At 66.0% G+C, this 15,679-nt stretch carries 14 protein-coding genes and 3 pseudogenes; 9 read left to right on the plus strand and 8 right to left on the minus strand.

Annotation, left to right across the window (positions count from 1 at the left end):
* The 5 genes from DIE12_RS34960 to DIE12_RS34980 form a co-directional block, all read left to right on the plus strand.
* On the plus strand, window positions 1-642 hold a 642-nt coding region (locus DIE12_RS34960), incomplete at its 5' end, for an amidohydrolase family protein (protein ID WP_148092731.1).
* A 1-nt stretch (window position 643) separates the two neighbouring features.
* Window positions 644-1,090: a DoxX family protein gene (locus DIE12_RS34965; protein WP_124523807.1), complete on the plus strand. Its 447-nt coding sequence runs from the start codon at window positions 644-646 to the stop codon at window positions 1,088-1,090.
* A 383-nt stretch (window positions 1,091-1,473) separates the two neighbouring features.
* Window positions 1,474-2,493, plus strand: a complete 1,020-nt coding sequence (locus DIE12_RS34970) for an aldo/keto reductase (protein ID WP_124523809.1) — start codon at window positions 1,474-1,476, stop codon at window positions 2,491-2,493.
* Window positions 2,494-2,510: 17 nt separating this feature from the next.
* The gene (locus tag DIE12_RS34975; RefSeq protein WP_044847134.1) at window positions 2,511-2,924 is read left to right on the plus strand and encodes an SRPBCC family protein; all 414 of its coding nucleotides are present in this window, start codon (window positions 2,511-2,513) and stop codon (window positions 2,922-2,924) included.
* A gap of 627 nt (window positions 2,925-3,551) precedes the next feature.
* On the plus strand, window positions 3,552-5,135 hold the full coding sequence (locus tag DIE12_RS34980) for an aldehyde dehydrogenase (NADP(+)) (RefSeq protein WP_124523811.1): 1,584 nt from the start codon (window positions 3,552-3,554) through the stop codon (window positions 5,133-5,135).
* A 153-nt stretch (window positions 5,136-5,288) separates the two neighbouring features.
* Here DIE12_RS34980 and DIE12_RS34985 read toward each other — a convergent pair whose 3' ends face one another.
* Window positions 5,289-6,197 carry a LysR family transcriptional regulator gene (locus tag DIE12_RS34985; RefSeq protein ID WP_044847137.1) on the minus strand — a complete coding sequence of 303 codons (909 nt, stop codon included), beginning with the start codon at window positions 6,195-6,197 and terminating at the stop codon, window positions 5,289-5,291.
* A gap of 101 nt (window positions 6,198-6,298) precedes the next feature.
* On the opposite strand from DIE12_RS34985, the gene DIE12_RS34990 reads away from it, so the two are divergent.
* Both DIE12_RS34990 and DIE12_RS38845 read left to right on the plus strand, forming a co-directional pair.
* Window positions 6,299-7,318, plus strand: a complete 1,020-nt coding sequence (locus tag DIE12_RS34990) for an aldo/keto reductase (protein ID WP_124523812.1) — start codon at window positions 6,299-6,301, stop codon at window positions 7,316-7,318.
* A gap of 242 nt (window positions 7,319-7,560) precedes the next feature.
* A pseudogene (locus DIE12_RS38845) lies at window positions 7,561-7,756 on the plus strand (IS5/IS1182 family transposase); the annotation flags it as partial.
* On the opposite strand, the gene DIE12_RS34995 reads toward DIE12_RS38845, so the two are convergent.
* Both DIE12_RS34995 and DIE12_RS35000 read right to left on the minus strand, forming a co-directional pair.
* Window positions 7,743-8,189, minus strand: a complete 447-nt coding sequence (locus DIE12_RS34995; RefSeq protein WP_124523814.1) for a DUF6196 family protein — start codon at window positions 8,187-8,189, stop codon at window positions 7,743-7,745. The pseudogene DIE12_RS38845 and the gene DIE12_RS34995 sit on opposite strands and share 14 nt — an antisense overlap.
* Before the next feature lie 306 nt (window positions 8,190-8,495).
* On the minus strand, window positions 8,496-9,284 hold the full coding sequence (locus DIE12_RS35000) for a DMT family transporter (protein WP_260427905.1): 789 nt from the start codon (window positions 9,282-9,284) through the stop codon (window positions 8,496-8,498).
* A 244-nt stretch (window positions 9,285-9,528) separates the two neighbouring features.
* Here DIE12_RS35000 and DIE12_RS35005 point away from each other — a divergent pair, with 244 nt between their 5' ends.
* Window positions 9,529-10,428: a LysR family transcriptional regulator gene (locus tag DIE12_RS35005; protein WP_124489418.1), complete on the plus strand. Its 900-nt coding sequence runs from the start codon at window positions 9,529-9,531 to the stop codon at window positions 10,426-10,428.
* Here DIE12_RS35005 and DIE12_RS39125 read toward each other — a convergent pair.
* The 4 genes and pseudogenes from DIE12_RS39125 to DIE12_RS35025 all read right to left on the minus strand — a co-directional run.
* Window positions 10,420-10,542, minus strand: a pseudogene (locus DIE12_RS39125) (IS5/IS1182 family transposase); the annotation flags it as partial. The gene DIE12_RS35005 and the pseudogene DIE12_RS39125 sit on opposite strands and share 9 nt — an antisense overlap.
* Window positions 10,536-10,640 (minus strand): annotated as a pseudogene (locus tag DIE12_RS38850) (IS5/IS1182 family transposase); the annotation flags it as partial. The pseudogenes DIE12_RS38850 and DIE12_RS39125, both read right to left, overlap by 7 nt.
* Before the next feature lie 112 nt (window positions 10,641-10,752).
* A complete protein-coding gene (locus DIE12_RS35015; RefSeq protein WP_124523820.1) occupies window positions 10,753-11,694 on the minus strand; it encodes a LysR family transcriptional regulator in 942 nt (313 codons plus the stop codon).
* Window positions 11,695-12,236: 542 nt separating this feature from the next.
* The gene (locus DIE12_RS35025) at window positions 12,237-12,536 is read right to left on the minus strand and encodes an H-NS family nucleoid-associated regulatory protein (protein ID WP_124523822.1); all 300 of its coding nucleotides are present in this window, start codon (window positions 12,534-12,536) and stop codon (window positions 12,237-12,239) included.
* Between the two features lie 393 nt (window positions 12,537-12,929).
* On the opposite strand from DIE12_RS35025, the gene DIE12_RS35030 reads away from it, so the two are divergent.
* The gene (locus DIE12_RS35030; RefSeq protein WP_124523824.1) at window positions 12,930-13,325 is read left to right on the plus strand and encodes a hypothetical protein; all 396 of its coding nucleotides are present in this window, start codon (window positions 12,930-12,932) and stop codon (window positions 13,323-13,325) included.
* Window positions 13,326-13,582: 257 nt separating this feature from the next.
* On the opposite strand, the gene shc is transcribed toward DIE12_RS35030, so the two are convergent.
* Window positions 13,583-15,643 (minus strand): squalene--hopene cyclase, encoded by a 2,061-nt coding sequence (shc, locus tag DIE12_RS35035; RefSeq protein WP_124523826.1) that lies wholly within the window; start codon window positions 15,641-15,643, stop codon window positions 13,583-13,585.
* Window positions 15,644-15,679 lie beyond the last annotated feature (36 nt).

Here is a 15,679-nt window from a genome sequence, read left to right on the forward strand (position 1 = left end):
CAGGCGGCCGAAGCGACGCCGCCCGTCGCGAAGATGCTGTCGAAGGGCCTCAAGGTGTCGGCCGGCACCGACGCGACACGCGTGGCGTCGTACAACCCGTGGGTGTCGTTGTCCTGGCTCGTGACAGGCAAGACGATCGGCGGCCTGCGCATGTACCCGCAGCGCAACCTGCTCGATCGCGAGACCGCGCTGCGCATGTGGACCGAATACGTGACGTGGTTCTCGAACGAGGTCGGCAAGAAAGGGCGCATCGCGGTCGGGCAACTGGCCGACGTGGTCGTCCCGGATCGCGATTTCTTCGCGTGCGCCGAGGACGACATCGCGGGCACGACCGCACTGCTGACCGTGGTGGGCGGCAAGATCGTGTGGGGCGCGGGCCCGTTCGCGTCGCACGATGCGCCGATTCCGCCCGCGATGCCGGACTGGTCGCCGGTGCGCGAGTACGGCGGCTACGGCGGTTGGGGCGCGACGCAGCGCAGCGGCGCACCGCTGCAACGCGCGGCGGCCGCGGCGATGTGCGGCTGCGCGAATGCATGCAACGTGCACCAGCATGCGCACGCGAGTGCGTGGGGCGGCGCATTGCCGACCTCGGACGCGAAGGGCTTCTGGGGCGCGTTCGGCTGTTCGTGCTGGGCGGTCTGACATGTCGACGACGATCGGCCGGTACAGCCCCGCGTGGATCCGTGTCCTGCTCGCGCAGCCGTGGGTTGGCGCGCTGGTCCGGCTTGCACTCGTTTCCGCCTTTCTGATCGGCGGCGTCGCGAAGGCGCTCGACTTCGACGGCGCGGTCGCGGAGCAGGCGCATTTCGGCCTGCATCCGCCTGCGCTATGGGCTGCACTGGCGATTGTCGTCGAGATCGGCGGTTCGCTGTGCGTGGTGTTTCGCCGCTTCACGTGGCTCGGCGCCGGCAGTCTCGGCATGCTGACGCTCGTCGCGATGCTGGTGGCGAACGACTTCTGGAACCAGACGGGCGCAGCGCGCTTCATGGCGCTCAACGGTTTCTTCGAGCACTTGGGCCTGATTGCAGCGCTCGTCCTCGTCACGATGCTGGGCGATGCCCGGGATACGCAAGGGGACGGTCGCGCCTGAGGGCATGAGCCGCGCATTGCGACGGAACGCAGATTCGATCACCAGGCGGCTTTTCCCCGTTGCGCCTTTGAAAGAGGCGCAACGGGGATTCCTTTGCGCGACGCGTTGCAGGCGTGCGGCAATTGGGGGCACGCGTGGCGTTGCCCATCGTGCTCACCGGCGAAATCACTTTTGATCTGAAATCACGAATCGGCGGCCGATTCCGTCGCCAGCCTTGTCGGGCGGGATCGCCGCGCGAACGGACCCTCCGGACGCGATATCCGCCCACCCCTTCAGACCACGTTTTAGACCTCCAGGGACTCAACTGTGTCGAATTCCGTCTTGGACAGACTTAACCCGTCTGCCTAGACTGAACTCGCTTTCCCTCACCCCTGGAGAAAATGATGAGTCTCAAAGACACGCTGCCCGGTAACAAGATCCTTGGTTTCGGTACTGCCCCGCTCGGCAACATGTTCCGCAACATCCCGGACGCGGAAGCGGCGGCCACCGTCGAAGCGGCATGGCAACACGGCATCCGTTATTTCGATTCGGCCCCGTTCTACGGCGCCGGCCTCGCGGAAATCCGCCTCGGCGACGCGCTGGCGAATCACCCGCGTGACGAATACGTACTGAGCACCAAGGTCGGCCGCGTGATCCTCGACGAAGTCGAGGACGTGTCGGCGCGCGATCTCGGCGAGAAGGGCGGCCTGTTCGAACACGGCCGGCCGAACCGCATCGTCAACGACTACACGGCCGATGCGACGCTGCGTTCGATCGAGGACAGCCTGAAGCGCCTGCGCACCGACCGCCTCGACATCGTCTGGGTGCACGACATCGCACAGGACTTCTACGGCGACGAATGGCTCGCGCAGTTCGAAGTCGCGCGCAAGGGCGCATTCCGCGTGCTGAGCAAGCTGCGTGAAGAAGGCGTGATCAAGGCGTGGGGCCTCGGCGTGAACCGCGTCGAGCCGATCGAGCTCGTGCTCGACCTGTCCGAGCCGCAACCGGACGGCATGCTGCTCGCCGGCCGCTACACGCTGCTCGATCACGAGCGCGCGCTGCAACGCGTGATGCCGGCGGCTGCCGCGCAGAACGTCGGGATCGTCGTCGGCGGCCCGTACAGCTCGGGCGTACTCGCGGGCGGCACGCACTTCGAATACCAGAAGGCTTCGCCGGAAATCCTCGCGAAGGTCGAGCGCATCAAGGCGATCGCCACACGCTACGACGTGCCGATCAAGGCCGCCGCGCTGCAGTTCTCGATGTCGCATCCTGCCACCGTCGCGGTGATTCCGGGCGCGAGCCGTCCGGAGCGGATCGCGGAAGACCAGGCTGCGCTGAACGTGGTGATTCCAGCCGACTTCTGGCGCGAAATGCGTGAACAAGGTCTGATTGCGGCCAATGCGCCGCTGCCGATCGATCGTTGATCCGCGAAGGTGATGACATGGCACAGGCCAATGCAAGCATCGAGATCGCGGCTTCGGCCGACACGGTCTGGACACTGATCGGCGGCTTCGGGTCGCTGCCCGACTGGCTGTCGTACATCCCGGCGAGCGAGCTGAGCGAAGGCGGTCGCGTGCGCAGCCTCGCGAACCCGGACGGCGACGCGATCGTCGAGCGGCTGGTCGCCTTCGACGACGCGGCACGCAGCTACACGTACGCGATCCTGGAAGCGCCGTTCCCGGTCGTGAACTATCGCTCCACGCTGCGCGTGCGCGAGAACGGCGCGAACGCCGCGACGGTCGAGTGGTCGGGCACGTTCACGCCGCACGGCGCGACCGACGACGAAGCGATCCGCCTCTTCCGCGGTATCTACGAGGACGGTCTTGCCGAGCTGGCGAAGCGGTTCGCGGCGTGACGGTGTCGTGGCGTAGCGGCGCGATCGCGTGACGGTGTGACGATGTCGCGCGCGGTGGCGCGGGTGCCGGTCGTGTCGGCACCCGCCGGCGCCGTGCGCCGTGGCGGGTTTTCATCCGTGACGACGCGCGGCACCCGCGCCACCGCGCGTGCATCGTCAATCGTCGTATGAACGTGCCGAGCCGTCGTCGGCGTTGCGGTCGCACCGTTCGTCGTCCGGCCGCCGCGGCGGCATGCGATGGACGCGGAACGCGCCCGCATGCGGCGGCGGGGCAACGACCGATAACGCGCGGTTATACCGGTATCACATCCTGTCAATTGTCGCGCGGGGGCGGACTCCGTATGCTGGCCCATTGCGCGGCTTTCCGGCGCATTTCGGACGTGCGCGTCAGTCGGTGCGCCGCCGGCACGCGCTGCGCGCACGGCAGCGCCGGCGCGCGAGCGTGCCGGCCGGCGCAGGCGGCGGCACCCGAGCCCGGCATCGAGCGCACCGCCGCACGGATTCGAACCGCCCGGCCCACTCACGGCGACGCGACAGGCGCGCCGGCACGACAAACAACACACAACACCTATGCGAGCCCGTGATCGCACGGCGTTCGCCCTCGATCCATCTACAGAGGAAACGAACATGACACTCGCAGGCAACCTGCTGATCGGCTCGCGCGCACGGCGCGGCACGAACGGCGACACATACGCGGTCAACGCATCCAGCGGCGAACGCATGGCGCCGGCCTTCGGCGGCGCGAGCAGCGTCGATCTCGAGGAAGCATGCGCGCTCGCCTGGGCCGCGTTCGACACGTATCGCGAAACGCAACCCGACGCGCGTGCGACGTTCCTCGAGACGATCGCGGCGAACATCCTCGCGCTCGGCGACGAGCTGGTCGAGCGCTGCGTCGCGGAAACGGGCCTGCCGCGCGCCCGCGTCGAAGGCGAGCGCGGCCGAACGGTCGGCCAGCTGCGGATGTTCGCCGACGTGGTGCGCGCGGGCGATTACCTCGACGCGCGCATCGATCCGGCGCAGCCGGCACGCCAACCGGCGCCGCGTCCCGACCTGCGCCTGCGTCATATCGGCCTGGGGCCGGTCGCGGTGTTCGGCGCGAGCAATTTCCCGCTGGCATTCTCGGTCGCGGGCGGCGATACGGCGTCCGCGCTCGCGGCCGGCTGCCCGGTGATCGTGAAGGCGCATCCGGCGCATCCGGGCACGTCGGAACTGGTCGGGATCGCCGTGCAGCGGGCGGTGAAGACCTGCGCGATGCCGGAAGGCACGTTCTCGCTGCTGTTCGACACCGGCCTCGAGATCGGGCAGGGGCTCGTGCGCGATCGGCGCATCAAGGCGGTCGGCTTCACCGGTTCGCGCCATGCCGGCACCGCGCTGATCGCGCTTGCGAACGCGCGGCCCGAGCCGATTCCCGTATACGCGGAGATGAGCAGCATCAATCCCGTGCTGCTGTTCCCGAACGCGCTCGACGCGCGCGGCGACGCGATCGCGCAGCAGTTCGTGCAGTCGCTGACGCTCGGCGCCGGGCAGTTCTGCACGAATCCGGGGTTGATCCTCGCCGTGGACGGGCCGGCGCTCGAGCGCTTTACCGCCGCGGCGGCGGAGCGGCTCGCCCAGGCCGCGGCGGCGACGATGCTCACGCCGGGCATTCATCAGGCCTTCGAGCGTTCGGTGGCCGCGCTCGCGCAGCATCCGCAGGTGCGCACCGTCGCGCGCGCGCATGCGCCGGCCGGCGCGAACCAGGGGCAGGGCGCGCTGTTCTCGACGAGCGCGGATGCGTTCCGCGAGTCGAAGGCGCTGCATGAGGAGATGTTCGGCGCGGCGTCGCTGATCGTCCGCTGTCCGGACCTCGAGACGATGCTCGATCTGATCGAGTCGCTGGAAGGGCAGCTGACGACGGCGCTCCATATCGACGAAGCCGACTACGCCGCCGCGCGCACGTTCCTGCCGGCGCTGGAGCGGCGCGCGGGCCGCGTGCTCGTCAACGGTTTCGGCACCGGCGTGGAAGTCGCGCATGCGATGGTGCACGGCGGCCCGTATCCGGCCACCGCGGACGGGCGTACGACGTCGGTCGGCAGTCTCGCGATCCGTCGTTTCCTGCGGCCGGTCTGCTATCAGGACATGCCGGAGGCGCTGCTGCCCGATGCGCTGAAGACCTCGAACCCGCTGGCGATCAACCGGCTGATGGACGGGAAGGTCACGCTCGCGAACTGACGCGCGAGCGGGGGGAAGCCGGCATCCGGTGTCGCGCATGCAATCGCATGCGGACCGCTGCCGGCGCGATCGATTTCAGCCGCATTCGTGTGCGGGGATGCGGACGGCACGATAGATTCTTTGTCTTTGCCGGCGATCGCGCCCCCCGTCACGTCACTTGACCGTCGCGACCACATCCTCGCCGGTCAGAATCTCGCGAAACACGCCGACCAGCGGCCGCAGGTTGACCTTGTGCCACGCGGCCCACAGCGGCGTGCGATAGCTGAACCACGGCAGCTCGCGCAGCACGACGCCTTCCGGCACCTGGTGACGCAGGCTCTGCTGGATCATCGTCACGCCGAGCCCGGCGGCGACGAGCCCGAGCGCCGCGAGCGGCTCGCTCGCCTCGACGGAAATATCCGGCGAGAAACCGGCCTTCGCGCACGCGGCGACGAACGCGCCGTGACGCGGCGCGCTTTCCTGCTGCGTGACCCCGATCCACGGCTGCGTCGCGAGATCGTCGGCCACAAGCGTCTTCTTCTTCGCGAGCGGATGGCCTTCGGGCAGCGCGAGCAGCATCGGGTCGTTCAGCACGCGCATCGATTCGAGTTCCGGATCGTCGGGCGCGGGCGGCTCGGTCACGAGCGCGATGTCGAGACTGCGCTCGCGCAGGCCTTCGAGCTGCGCGGCGGACGTGTAGTTGTACAGCGCGATGTGGACGGCCGGGCGGTCCGCGCGCAAAGTCTTCAGCGCGCGCGGCAGCACGCCCGAGTGCGTGGCCGTTTCCAGGTAGCCGATGCAGAGCCCGCCTTCGTCGCCGCGGCCGAGCCGGCGCGCGAGCGATTCCAGCCGGTGCGCATGGCGCAGGAACGCCTGCGTCTCGCTGAGGAACGTGCGGCCGTCGCGCGTCAGACGAATGCGCTGCTGGCTGCGTTCGAACAGCGTCAGCCCGAGCTTTTCCTCGAGCTGCGCGATCTGGCGACTGAGCGGCGACTGCGAAATGTGCAGCCGTTCGGCGGCGCGGCCGACGTGTTCTTCCTCCGCGACCGCGATGAAATATTGAAGCTGACGGATGTCGAGCATATAAGACCTCGGGGGACTCAACTTTGATGAATTATGTCTTGGACAGACATAACCATGCAACCTAGACTGGACGCACTTTTCCGTGACCTGTGGAGAAATGCATGCGTCTCAAAGCCACGCTGCCGGCCGACAACACGCTCGGTTTCGGCGCCGCCCCGCTCGGCAACATGTTCCGCGACATCCCCGACGACGAAGCCGCCGCGACCGTCGAAGCCGCGTGGGCGCGCGGGATCCGCTACTTCGACACCGCGCCGTCGTACGGCGCGGGGCTGGCCGAGTCGCGTCTGGGCGACGTGCTCGCAGGCCATCGGCGCGACGACTACGTGATCAGCACGAAGGTAGGCCGCGTCGTGCTCGACGAAATGGAAGGCGCGAGCGCGCGCGACTACGGCGAGAAGACCGGGATCTTCGCGCATGGCCGCGCGAACCGGCTCGTCAGCGACTACACGGCCGACGCGACGCTGCGCTCGATCGAGGGCAGCCTGAAGCGCTTGCGTACCGATCGCCTCGACATCGTATGGGTGCACGACATCGCGCAGGACATCTACGGCGACGAATGGCTCGCGCAGTTCGAAGTCGCGCGCAAGGGCGCGTTCCGCGTGCTGGGCAAGCTGCGTGAAGAAGGCGTGATCGGCGCGTGGGGGCTCGGCGTGAACCGCGTCGAGCCGATCGAGCTCGTGCTCGATCTCGACGAACCGCAGCCGGACGGCATGCTGCTGGCCGGCCGCTATACGTTGCTCGATCACGAGCGCGCGCTGCAGCGGGTGATGCCGGCGGCAGCCGCGCGAGGCGTCGGGATCGTCGTCGGCGGTCCGTACAGTTCGGGCGTGCTGGTCGGCGGCGCGCACTTCGAATACCAGAAGGCTGCGCCGGAAATCGTCGCGAAGGTCGAACGCATCAAGGCGATCGCCGCACGCTACGACGTGCCGGTCAAGGCGGCCGCGCTGCAGTTCGTGCTCGCGCATCCCGCGGTCGCGTCGGTGATTCCCGGTGCGAGCCGTCCGGCGCGCATCGCGGAAGATGTCGACGCGCTGAACGCGACGATTCCGGCCGACTTCTGGCGCGAGATGCGCGAGCAGGGGCTCGTCGCCGCGAACGCGCCGCTGCCGATCGATCGCTGATCGGGCCGGTCGACGCGAGTCGATAAAAAATGCCCGCGCAAGCGGGCATCGTCGGGACGGTGCGGTGCGGCGCGCCGTTCGGGCGCGCGCTTGGCCGTTCAATTAGAATCTCTAACAAAATGAACGGATGGGGCTGCCAACCTGTCGCCCGCTCTGCTCACCACTTCGTTGTTTCGCTGACGACGAGACCATGGCAAAACCGATACTCGATGGCGAAATGCGGTCACTGATCCAACCGCTGCGATATTTCGTGCGCGAATGACTGGTTTAGCGCTTGCGTGCCGTTGCGGTCATCGCCGACAAAGGTACGACTCGAACGCCTTTGTGGAGAGTATTCACTCTCCGCGTGCGAAGGCCGTCATCCCGCTTCGCTCGAACAGAAAAACCAAGCGTCGCTATAGCCGCGTGCTGTATCGGATGAGCTTTATCGATGATCGCTCTGCCCCTGAACAAGCCGCTTGACTTCCTCGATCACTTCGTCTGCCAGCGACTCGGGTACGCCCCAGTAATCGAAGATACCGCCATCCGCATGATTCTGTCCGCACGTCACAAATACGCCGGTGCCAAATCGATTCTTGAGATGGGTAGCCAGCCAGCCAACGAAGCCACTATTGTCTGCCCCTGCCGGGAAGTGGAATCGAAAGATGCCGAACTGTTCCTGGTGTGAACCGTCACTCGGCACAAGCTGACTCCACACGTTGTCGTCTCGCACCAAGGCAAGTGCGTCGGCCCGCACAGCGCTTGGGAATTGATCCAGCGGAAATTCAATGAACGTGTACGTGCCGGAGTAAATCCGTAGGCGTGCCTCGGTGATGACTCGTCGAAGGCGACGCTCAGTTTGTTCGACGGTCTCACGTGAAATATCAACCATGTCTACTCCGAGAATGAGGCGGTTACAGGTCAGATCATCAATGCAAGTAGAAACGAACTTCATCCTACCAGCATGTGACGCAATCACCGGCGAATAGTCGCCCGAACCGAGCGGACCGGATAACCCGACAACCCGCACAAATGTAAACAGACCCTGGAGCTGCCCGGAGCAGGCGTTTGGCGGACAGACAGGTCGCTCAACATCACCCTGCACTCGAATCGTCGATCGCGGCCAGCGCCTGCCCTGTCAGTCCGACTCCGATGGCGAGGCGACGAAGCGCATGCCAGCCAAGCCTTGTGGCGCCGGCTACTGCTGCATCACGGCGCCTGCGCTGGCACCGATGACAAACAACGTGCCGATACTTTGCAGCAGGGTCACGGGCTGCCCGAGTACCGCAAATCCGATTGCCGAGGCGATCGCAGGCTCGACGCTCATCAGGATGCCAAACGCCGACGCCGTCATGCGCCGTAACGCAATCATCTCCAGAACATAAGGCAGGAGCGGGACGAGCACGGCGAGACCGGCAGCGTCGATCAATTGCCCGGCCGGAAAATGCCCGCCGCTTTCCGCGAGGCCGAATGGCGCGGTCACGAGCGCCGCGACGATCAGCGACGTGGACAGGCCTTGCAAACCATCGAACAGCGACCCCACGCGCTTCATCATCAGGATGTAGGCGGCCCATCCGAGCGCCGAGCCGAGCGGGAATACGAGCGCCGAAACCGGCACGATCCACATGTCGTCCTGGCGCGCGAGCAGCACGATTCCTGCCAGGGCGAGCGCGGCCCACGCAAGCATCCGGATCTTGCGTACGCCGATGGTCGCGACGCACAGCGGCCCCAAGAAATTGATCGCGACCGCGAGCCCGAGTGGCACGCGCTTGACCGCCTCGAAGAAGCACAGTGTCATGCAGGCCATCGCGCAGCCGAGCGCGATGGCGGCGATCCAGCGCTGCCGGGAATAGCGCCGGACGGGCGGGCGCACGATCACGGCCAGCGCGAAGGCGGCGAAGCACAGGCGCAGCCAGGTCGTGCTGAACGTTCCGTACTCGATCATCGCGGGCCGCGACAGTGCAGCGCCGAGCTGGACGCTGCACATCGACACCACGGCGAACCCGGGCGCCAGAGCCGCTTGGAAGCGTCGTGTCCGCGACGCGCCAAACGACGCATTCGCCGTGAACGCGTCGCGCGCAACCGGTGTGGAAGCGGTCGTGTGCCGGCCGGCCCGGATGCTTCCGGTTTCTTCGTTCATGCAGTGCTCCATGATGGCGATGCGGCGATGGTAACCACGCATGTTCGTTTGGTATAAGCTCGAATTTTTTATGGGCGCTTCAAGAATATTTATGGCTCGGGATCTCGACAGCGGCTTGTTGCGCACCTTTCTGATCGTGGTCGAAACCGGTAGCGTGAGCGAGGCGGCGCAGGCGCTGCATCGCACGCAGGCCGCCGTCAGCATGGCATTGCGCCGGCTGGAAGAATCGGTCGGGCAGCGCCTGCTCGAACGTTCGCCACGCGGCATCAAGCCGACAGCGGCGGGCAGCGTGCTGCTGCCTTACGCGCAGCGCATGCTCGACATCGGTATCGCGGCGCGCGCTGCGCTGAATGCAGGTGAGATCTCAGGGACGGTCCGGCTCGGCCTCCTCGAGGACATCGCTGTTGGCCATCTGCCGCACACGCTGCGTGATTTTGGCGCGTCGTTCCCGAATGTCGCCGTGGAGATCGTCGTCGATTCGAGCAAGGCGCTGTCGCAGGATTTCATGAATGGCTCGCTCGATTTCGCGATCATCGACCCGACGTTCATCCATGCGGAACCGCTCGTGCGGTGGCAGCATCCGCTGTTCTGGGCGGCTGGCCTTGCGTATGACGGAGATGTCCGCCACGGTCCATTGCCGTTCGTCGCATTCGGCGGTGCGTGCCCGTGGCAAGACAGGCTGTATGCGTCATTGCGCGATGCTCGGGTCGCATGGAAAGTCATCTGCACGAGCACGAGCCTGGCCGCCATTCAATCCGCAGTCGAGGCAGGGCTGGGGGTCACGGTCCTGCTCGAATGGAACGTCCGGCGCGATTCGATGCGCGTGCTCGATCCGGCTGCCACCGGATTGCCGCACCCGCCATCTGCGGAATTCGGCTTGTTCAGCCGTGCGGATGGCAGCGATCGCATGTCGGCGGTACAGGCCTTGCAGCGCTTTCTCCTTCGCGAGTTGCGCGATGCCGCAACGCTCCAGGAAGCGCTCACACAATGAGTCTTGAAGCCGTCGCCGGCAGTTGATGCAAGCGGCGATCTTCATGAACGCTTCGTGGATCGCCGCGAGGCGCTCGAACCGGATGTGCAGTCGCCCGAAGTTGTGCAGCCAGGCTGTTGCCAGTCGCGCGGTCTGCGCCAGCAGCTGATGCCCGAGCCGCAGCCCGTTTCCTGCGGAAGCATCTTCCAGGAAATGCCGGACTGCGGCACGAACCCAACGGCATCGCGAACGCGGCGCTGCTGCGTTCGTGATCGACTTCAACCGCTCCGCGTGCCCGACGCTCTACCGCGACATGGCGGCGGCGTTCGGCCGCGTTCTCGCCGATCAAGTAGGCAGCGGCTGCTGTAGCGTCTCGACGAGCATGCGCGCACCGGGTGTCAGGTGCGCGAAGGTGCGGGCCACCACGCCGAACGGCTCGTCGAGCGCGGGGATCGCGACCGGCAGGCATGCGACGAGGCCGAAGCGTTCGCCGAACTCGGCGACTTCGCGCGGAATCACCGCGACCAGTTCCGGGTTCGCCTGCAGCAGCGTCAGTGTCGCGAACGTCGACGCCGTCTCGATCGGATAGCCCGGCACCTCGATGCCGGCATCCGCGAGCGCGCGTTCGAGCGCGAGCCGCATCGGCGTGTTGACCGGATACGCGACCCATTCCGCGTCGGCGAGATCGCGCAGCGTCAGCGCGTCGCGTTCGGCCAGCGCATGCGTGCGCGCGGTCACGACCGCGAGCGGTTCGGACTGCAGCGGGATATGGTCGTAGGCTCCCGGGCGCCGGTTGTTGCCGTTGCGGCAGATCGCGAGATCGATGCGGCCGTCGTCGATCAGGGTCAGCAGGCTCGCGCTGGTGCCTTCGACGATCTCGACCGACAGGTGCGGCTGGCGGCGGCGCAGGTCGGTCAGCGCGCGCGTGAGCAGCGGCACCGCGCCCATGACCACGCCGACGGCCAGATGGCCGCCATGCCCCTGCGTGATCGCGAGCACTTCGGTATGCAGGTGTTCGAGGTCGCTGTAGATGAGGCGCGCATAGCGCGTGACGCAGCGGCCGAGGTCGTTCGCGACGAGGCCTTTCGGTTGCCGCTCGAACAGCGGCATGCCGAGGATGTCCTCGATTTCGCGCAGCACCTTGGTCGCACCGGGTTGCGATATCGCGATTTCTTCGGCGGCCTTGTGCAGCGAGCCGTGGTTTTCGAGCGCGATAAGCAGCTTGAGCTGCTTCAGGCGAAGGCGCGACGCGATGTTCGCGAGAGAGGGAACGGCCAGCGGTTTCATGGCGTCGACCAAACCGAAAGCGGCGATTATAGCCCTGCCGGGCCGAAAACGATCTTGAGGATCGCCAATGCAGAACCGGTCAGCGCGCGTGCGGTGAAGCGGCCCCGCACGCGACGCGGCCCGTGATGTTCGTCGTCAATTACCGTACATGTCGAAGTCGAAGTATTTCGACTGGATCCGGTTGTACGTGCCGTCGCCGTGGATCTGCGGGAGGCATTTGCGCGGATGCGGGATCGGCGCGACGCATGAGCGGGGGAGCGGAGGAGCGGATCGCGATTGCGCCGCACCGATTGGCCGTTGCCCGTCGATCATGCTCGGCCCGTATCGCAATGCAGGCAGGTGTTTGCCCACACGTAGCGGAGTGTTCGGCGTGTTGCGGTTGCTCGGGCGAGCACACAAGCGAGCGTAGGGTGCCACTACGCTCGCTTCAGCGCTCCTTGCGAGCGGCTTCATCGACGCGATGACGTGCATTGCCGAAGCACATGATCGGCGCTCGATGAGCGTGTTGCCGCTGATCGAGCCGCGGCGTTATCCGGAATGGTTCATTCCTGAATCAGGAATCGATTCCGGTTCTTGGCATCCTTGATCCATGCGGGCGCGCGGCCACGGCCTGACCAGGTTGCGCCAGTCTTGGGATCGCGATACTTCGCATTCACGGTCGACGGCTTTTTTGCCGTCGCTCGATCCCGACGAACACCGAAGATGTCTTTTTCGGTAATTCCGTACTCCGCGACCTTGGTACGGATGTCTTCGATTACAGCCTGGAGCTCGGTGAGACGGGCGGTTTCCGCTTTCTCCGCCAGCGCGTCCATTTGAGCCTTCAGTTCCTTGTATGTAGCCATGCTTTCCTCCGCGGGTTGTACTGCAAACATGATATGCGGCTTTTTGCCGAAATGATAATGATTGGCTATGCCTAATTCGCCAAGTTTAAAGCAAATTGAACTTTGGATCTCCCTTGCCTTCGGCGCGAGGAACTGTCCGGCTATCGAATTCTATTTTCATATGATGTGAGTTTCGCTGCCGATCGCACCGCCTACGACTGGAAATCGGCGATGAATCCGTTTGCCATCGTGTTTGGCGAGCGATTCACGCCATCGTCGCGACAAGCAGGTCGATCCTGAGTGTCACCAAAAGCGGAGCGGGACCCGCAGGCTACAACATAGTTACCGAATGGCAACGGAAAGCCGGCAATAACGTCGCGAAACGAAAGATGATCTAAAGAGGACACCTGGTTTATGAACTCCGCCAAAGGCAGCGGGGCCGCTGCGCTTACTCGAACGGCGGACTTTCGTGCTCTGTTGGCGAAATTGCTTTACGAACGGGGCCCGAATTTCGCGCTCGAGGTTCTTGTGGTGACCACGACGCCGGGTTGGGAAGAAAACAGACGAGCGCAAATTTGCGACATCCTTTCAGATGAGGCGAGGCTTGCGGTTATTCAGCGTATGGCGGCAGCGCAGCAGCCTGAAATCGTAGACCAGACAGCGTCCACAACGGTGATTGACGAAATTGCGAGATTTGCTCTGGAATTCCGGATCGAGTCGAAGCGTTTAAGGCAGGGTGCGGCGAAAACGCTCCGTACGAGGATCTTATCTTCCGCCGGCGATCGATTACCTCGCTGTCAGACCGCGTGATCAACCGCTTTTCCCGTGCGTTTTCGCAGCCACGTTGCGGCCGATGATCGTCCGAGAGGGCGGGCATACCCTACATCAGGTAGCAGGACGGGCTCGGCGGAAAGCTTCCGCCGAGCCCGTCCTCGCCGTTCATGTACTCGGCGCGTCACGCGATCGAGCGCGAGGAACGCGCGGCACCTCCCGCGCGCGGGCGGGAAGATCGCGCGCGTTGCCGCTCGAGTTCGGACTCGTGCTTGCGCTCATGCACACGCTCAGGCTCAGGCGAGCGCGGCATCCGTGGTGCGGGAGGCCGACACGCCGGCCCCGCTGGACGAAGACGTACCGGCCAGCGCAGTGCCGGCCAGACGCCGATAGCGCGCAAGCGCCCACAGCGGGAAGTACGCGGTATAGCCGTGATACTTCAGGTAGAAGATGCGCGGAAAGCCCGGAGCATTGTGCGAGCGGTGCCACCAGAAGCCGTCGTCCTGCTGCACCGATTGCAGATACGCGATGCCGCGTTTCACCGAGTCGGATTCGCAGTCGCCGAACGCCATCTGCGCGAGCAGCGCCCACGCGGTGAAGTTCGACGTGCTTTCGCCCGCATTGGTGCCGGCGAGCGCCGGGTCGATGTAGCTGTCGTTCGTCTCGCCCCAGCCGCCGTCCGCGTGCTGACGCGCGCGCAGCCAGGCCAGCGCGCGGGCAATGTACGGCTGCGCGGGGTCTTCGCCCGCGAGCGCGAGCCCGGCCAGCACGCTCCACGTGCCGTAGATGTAGTTCGTGCCCCAGCGGCCCCACCAGCTGCCGTCGGGCTGCTGCGTGCGCTTCACGTAGTCGATCGCGCGCGCGAGCGACGCGCGGTCGGCCGCGCGCTTCGTGACACCGAAGCACAGCAGCACGCGGCCCGATACATCCTCGGTCGGCGGATCGAGCAGCGCGCCGTGATCGGCGAACGGGATCGCGTTCAGGTACATGCGGTCGCAGTCGGCGTCGAACGCCGCGAAGCCGCCGTTGCGCGATTGCAGCCCGCGCATCCAGTCGAGTGCGCGTGCGACGCGCGCCGCATACGGGTGCGAGCCATCCGCGTTGCGGTGCGTGCGGCCACGGCGGTCGAGCATCGCGGTGACGACCGCGGTGTCGTCGATGTCGGGGTAGTACGGGTTCGCATACTGGAACGCCCAGCCGCCCGGTTGCGTGTCGGCGGACGCGTTCTCGATCCAGTCGCCGCGCAGGTCGTTCACCTGGCGCTCGGCGAGCCAGTCGTATGCGCGGGCGATGCATGCGTCGAGTTCATTCTGTGAGCCTGACGGCGCGCCGGCGTCGGGCGCGGCCACGCCACGCGCCTGCTCGAGCGCCATCGTGCTCCACGCGGTGTCCCATACCGGCGACAGGCACGGCTGGCAGTACACGCTGCCGTCGGGCCGCGTGACCAGCAGCTTTTCGAGCGCGTTCTCGCAGTCGCGGCGCAGCGGATGATCGTCCGGGTAGCCGAGCACGTCCATCATCTGGTAGCTGTACACGATCGGCGGAAAGATCCCGCCGAGCCCGTCCTCGCCGTTCATGCGCTCCGCGCACCACGCTTCCGCATGCCGGATCGCACGTTGCCGCAGGCGTTTCGGCAGCAGCGGCTCCACGTGACGCACCACGCGATCGAGCGCGAGGAACGCGCGGCGCATCCCGCGCGCGGGCGGAAAGTATTGGCGTTCCTGGTCGGGCGGCGTGACGAACAGCTCGGGGATCGCGATGTTGCGCGGGTTGCGCGCACGCGCCTTCAGCGAGCACAGCACGAGCAGCGGCACCATCGTCGTACGTGCCCAGTACGCGACCTTGTACATCGAGATCGGCACCCACTTCGGGAACAGCACGAATTCGACCGGCATGAACGGCGCCGCGCGCCACGGCACCTGGCCGAAGGTCGCGAGCAGGATGCGCGTGAACACGTTCGCGCGTGCCGCGCCGCCGAGCTTCAGGATCGCGTCGCGCGCGCGGACCATGTGCGGCGCCTGCTCGCTGTCACCGGCGGCCTTGAGCGCGAAGTACGCCTTCACGCTGCACGACACGTCCGGATCGCCGTCGACGTACAGATCCCACCCGCCATGCGTGTCGAGCCGCTGGATCGCGCGCAGGTAGCGCGCCATCTGCTCCTGGCGCGCGTCGTCGATCTTGTCCATGAAATGCATCATCAGGATGTATTCCGCGGTGATCGTCGCGTCGGATTCGAGTTCGAAACACCAGCTGCCGTCGGGCTGCTGAAGACGCATCAGCGCGTCGCGGCCGCGGGCGATCGCGGTGTCGAGCGCGGACCAGGAGGAGGGGGCGGGTTTATTCATGCGGCGGATCATACCATCCAGCCGGAATGTTTATATCGAGACCACGGG

The organism is Burkholderia sp. Bp9015, from assembly GCF_003853505.1.
Lineage (GTDB): Bacteria > Pseudomonadota > Gammaproteobacteria > Burkholderiales > Burkholderiaceae > Burkholderia.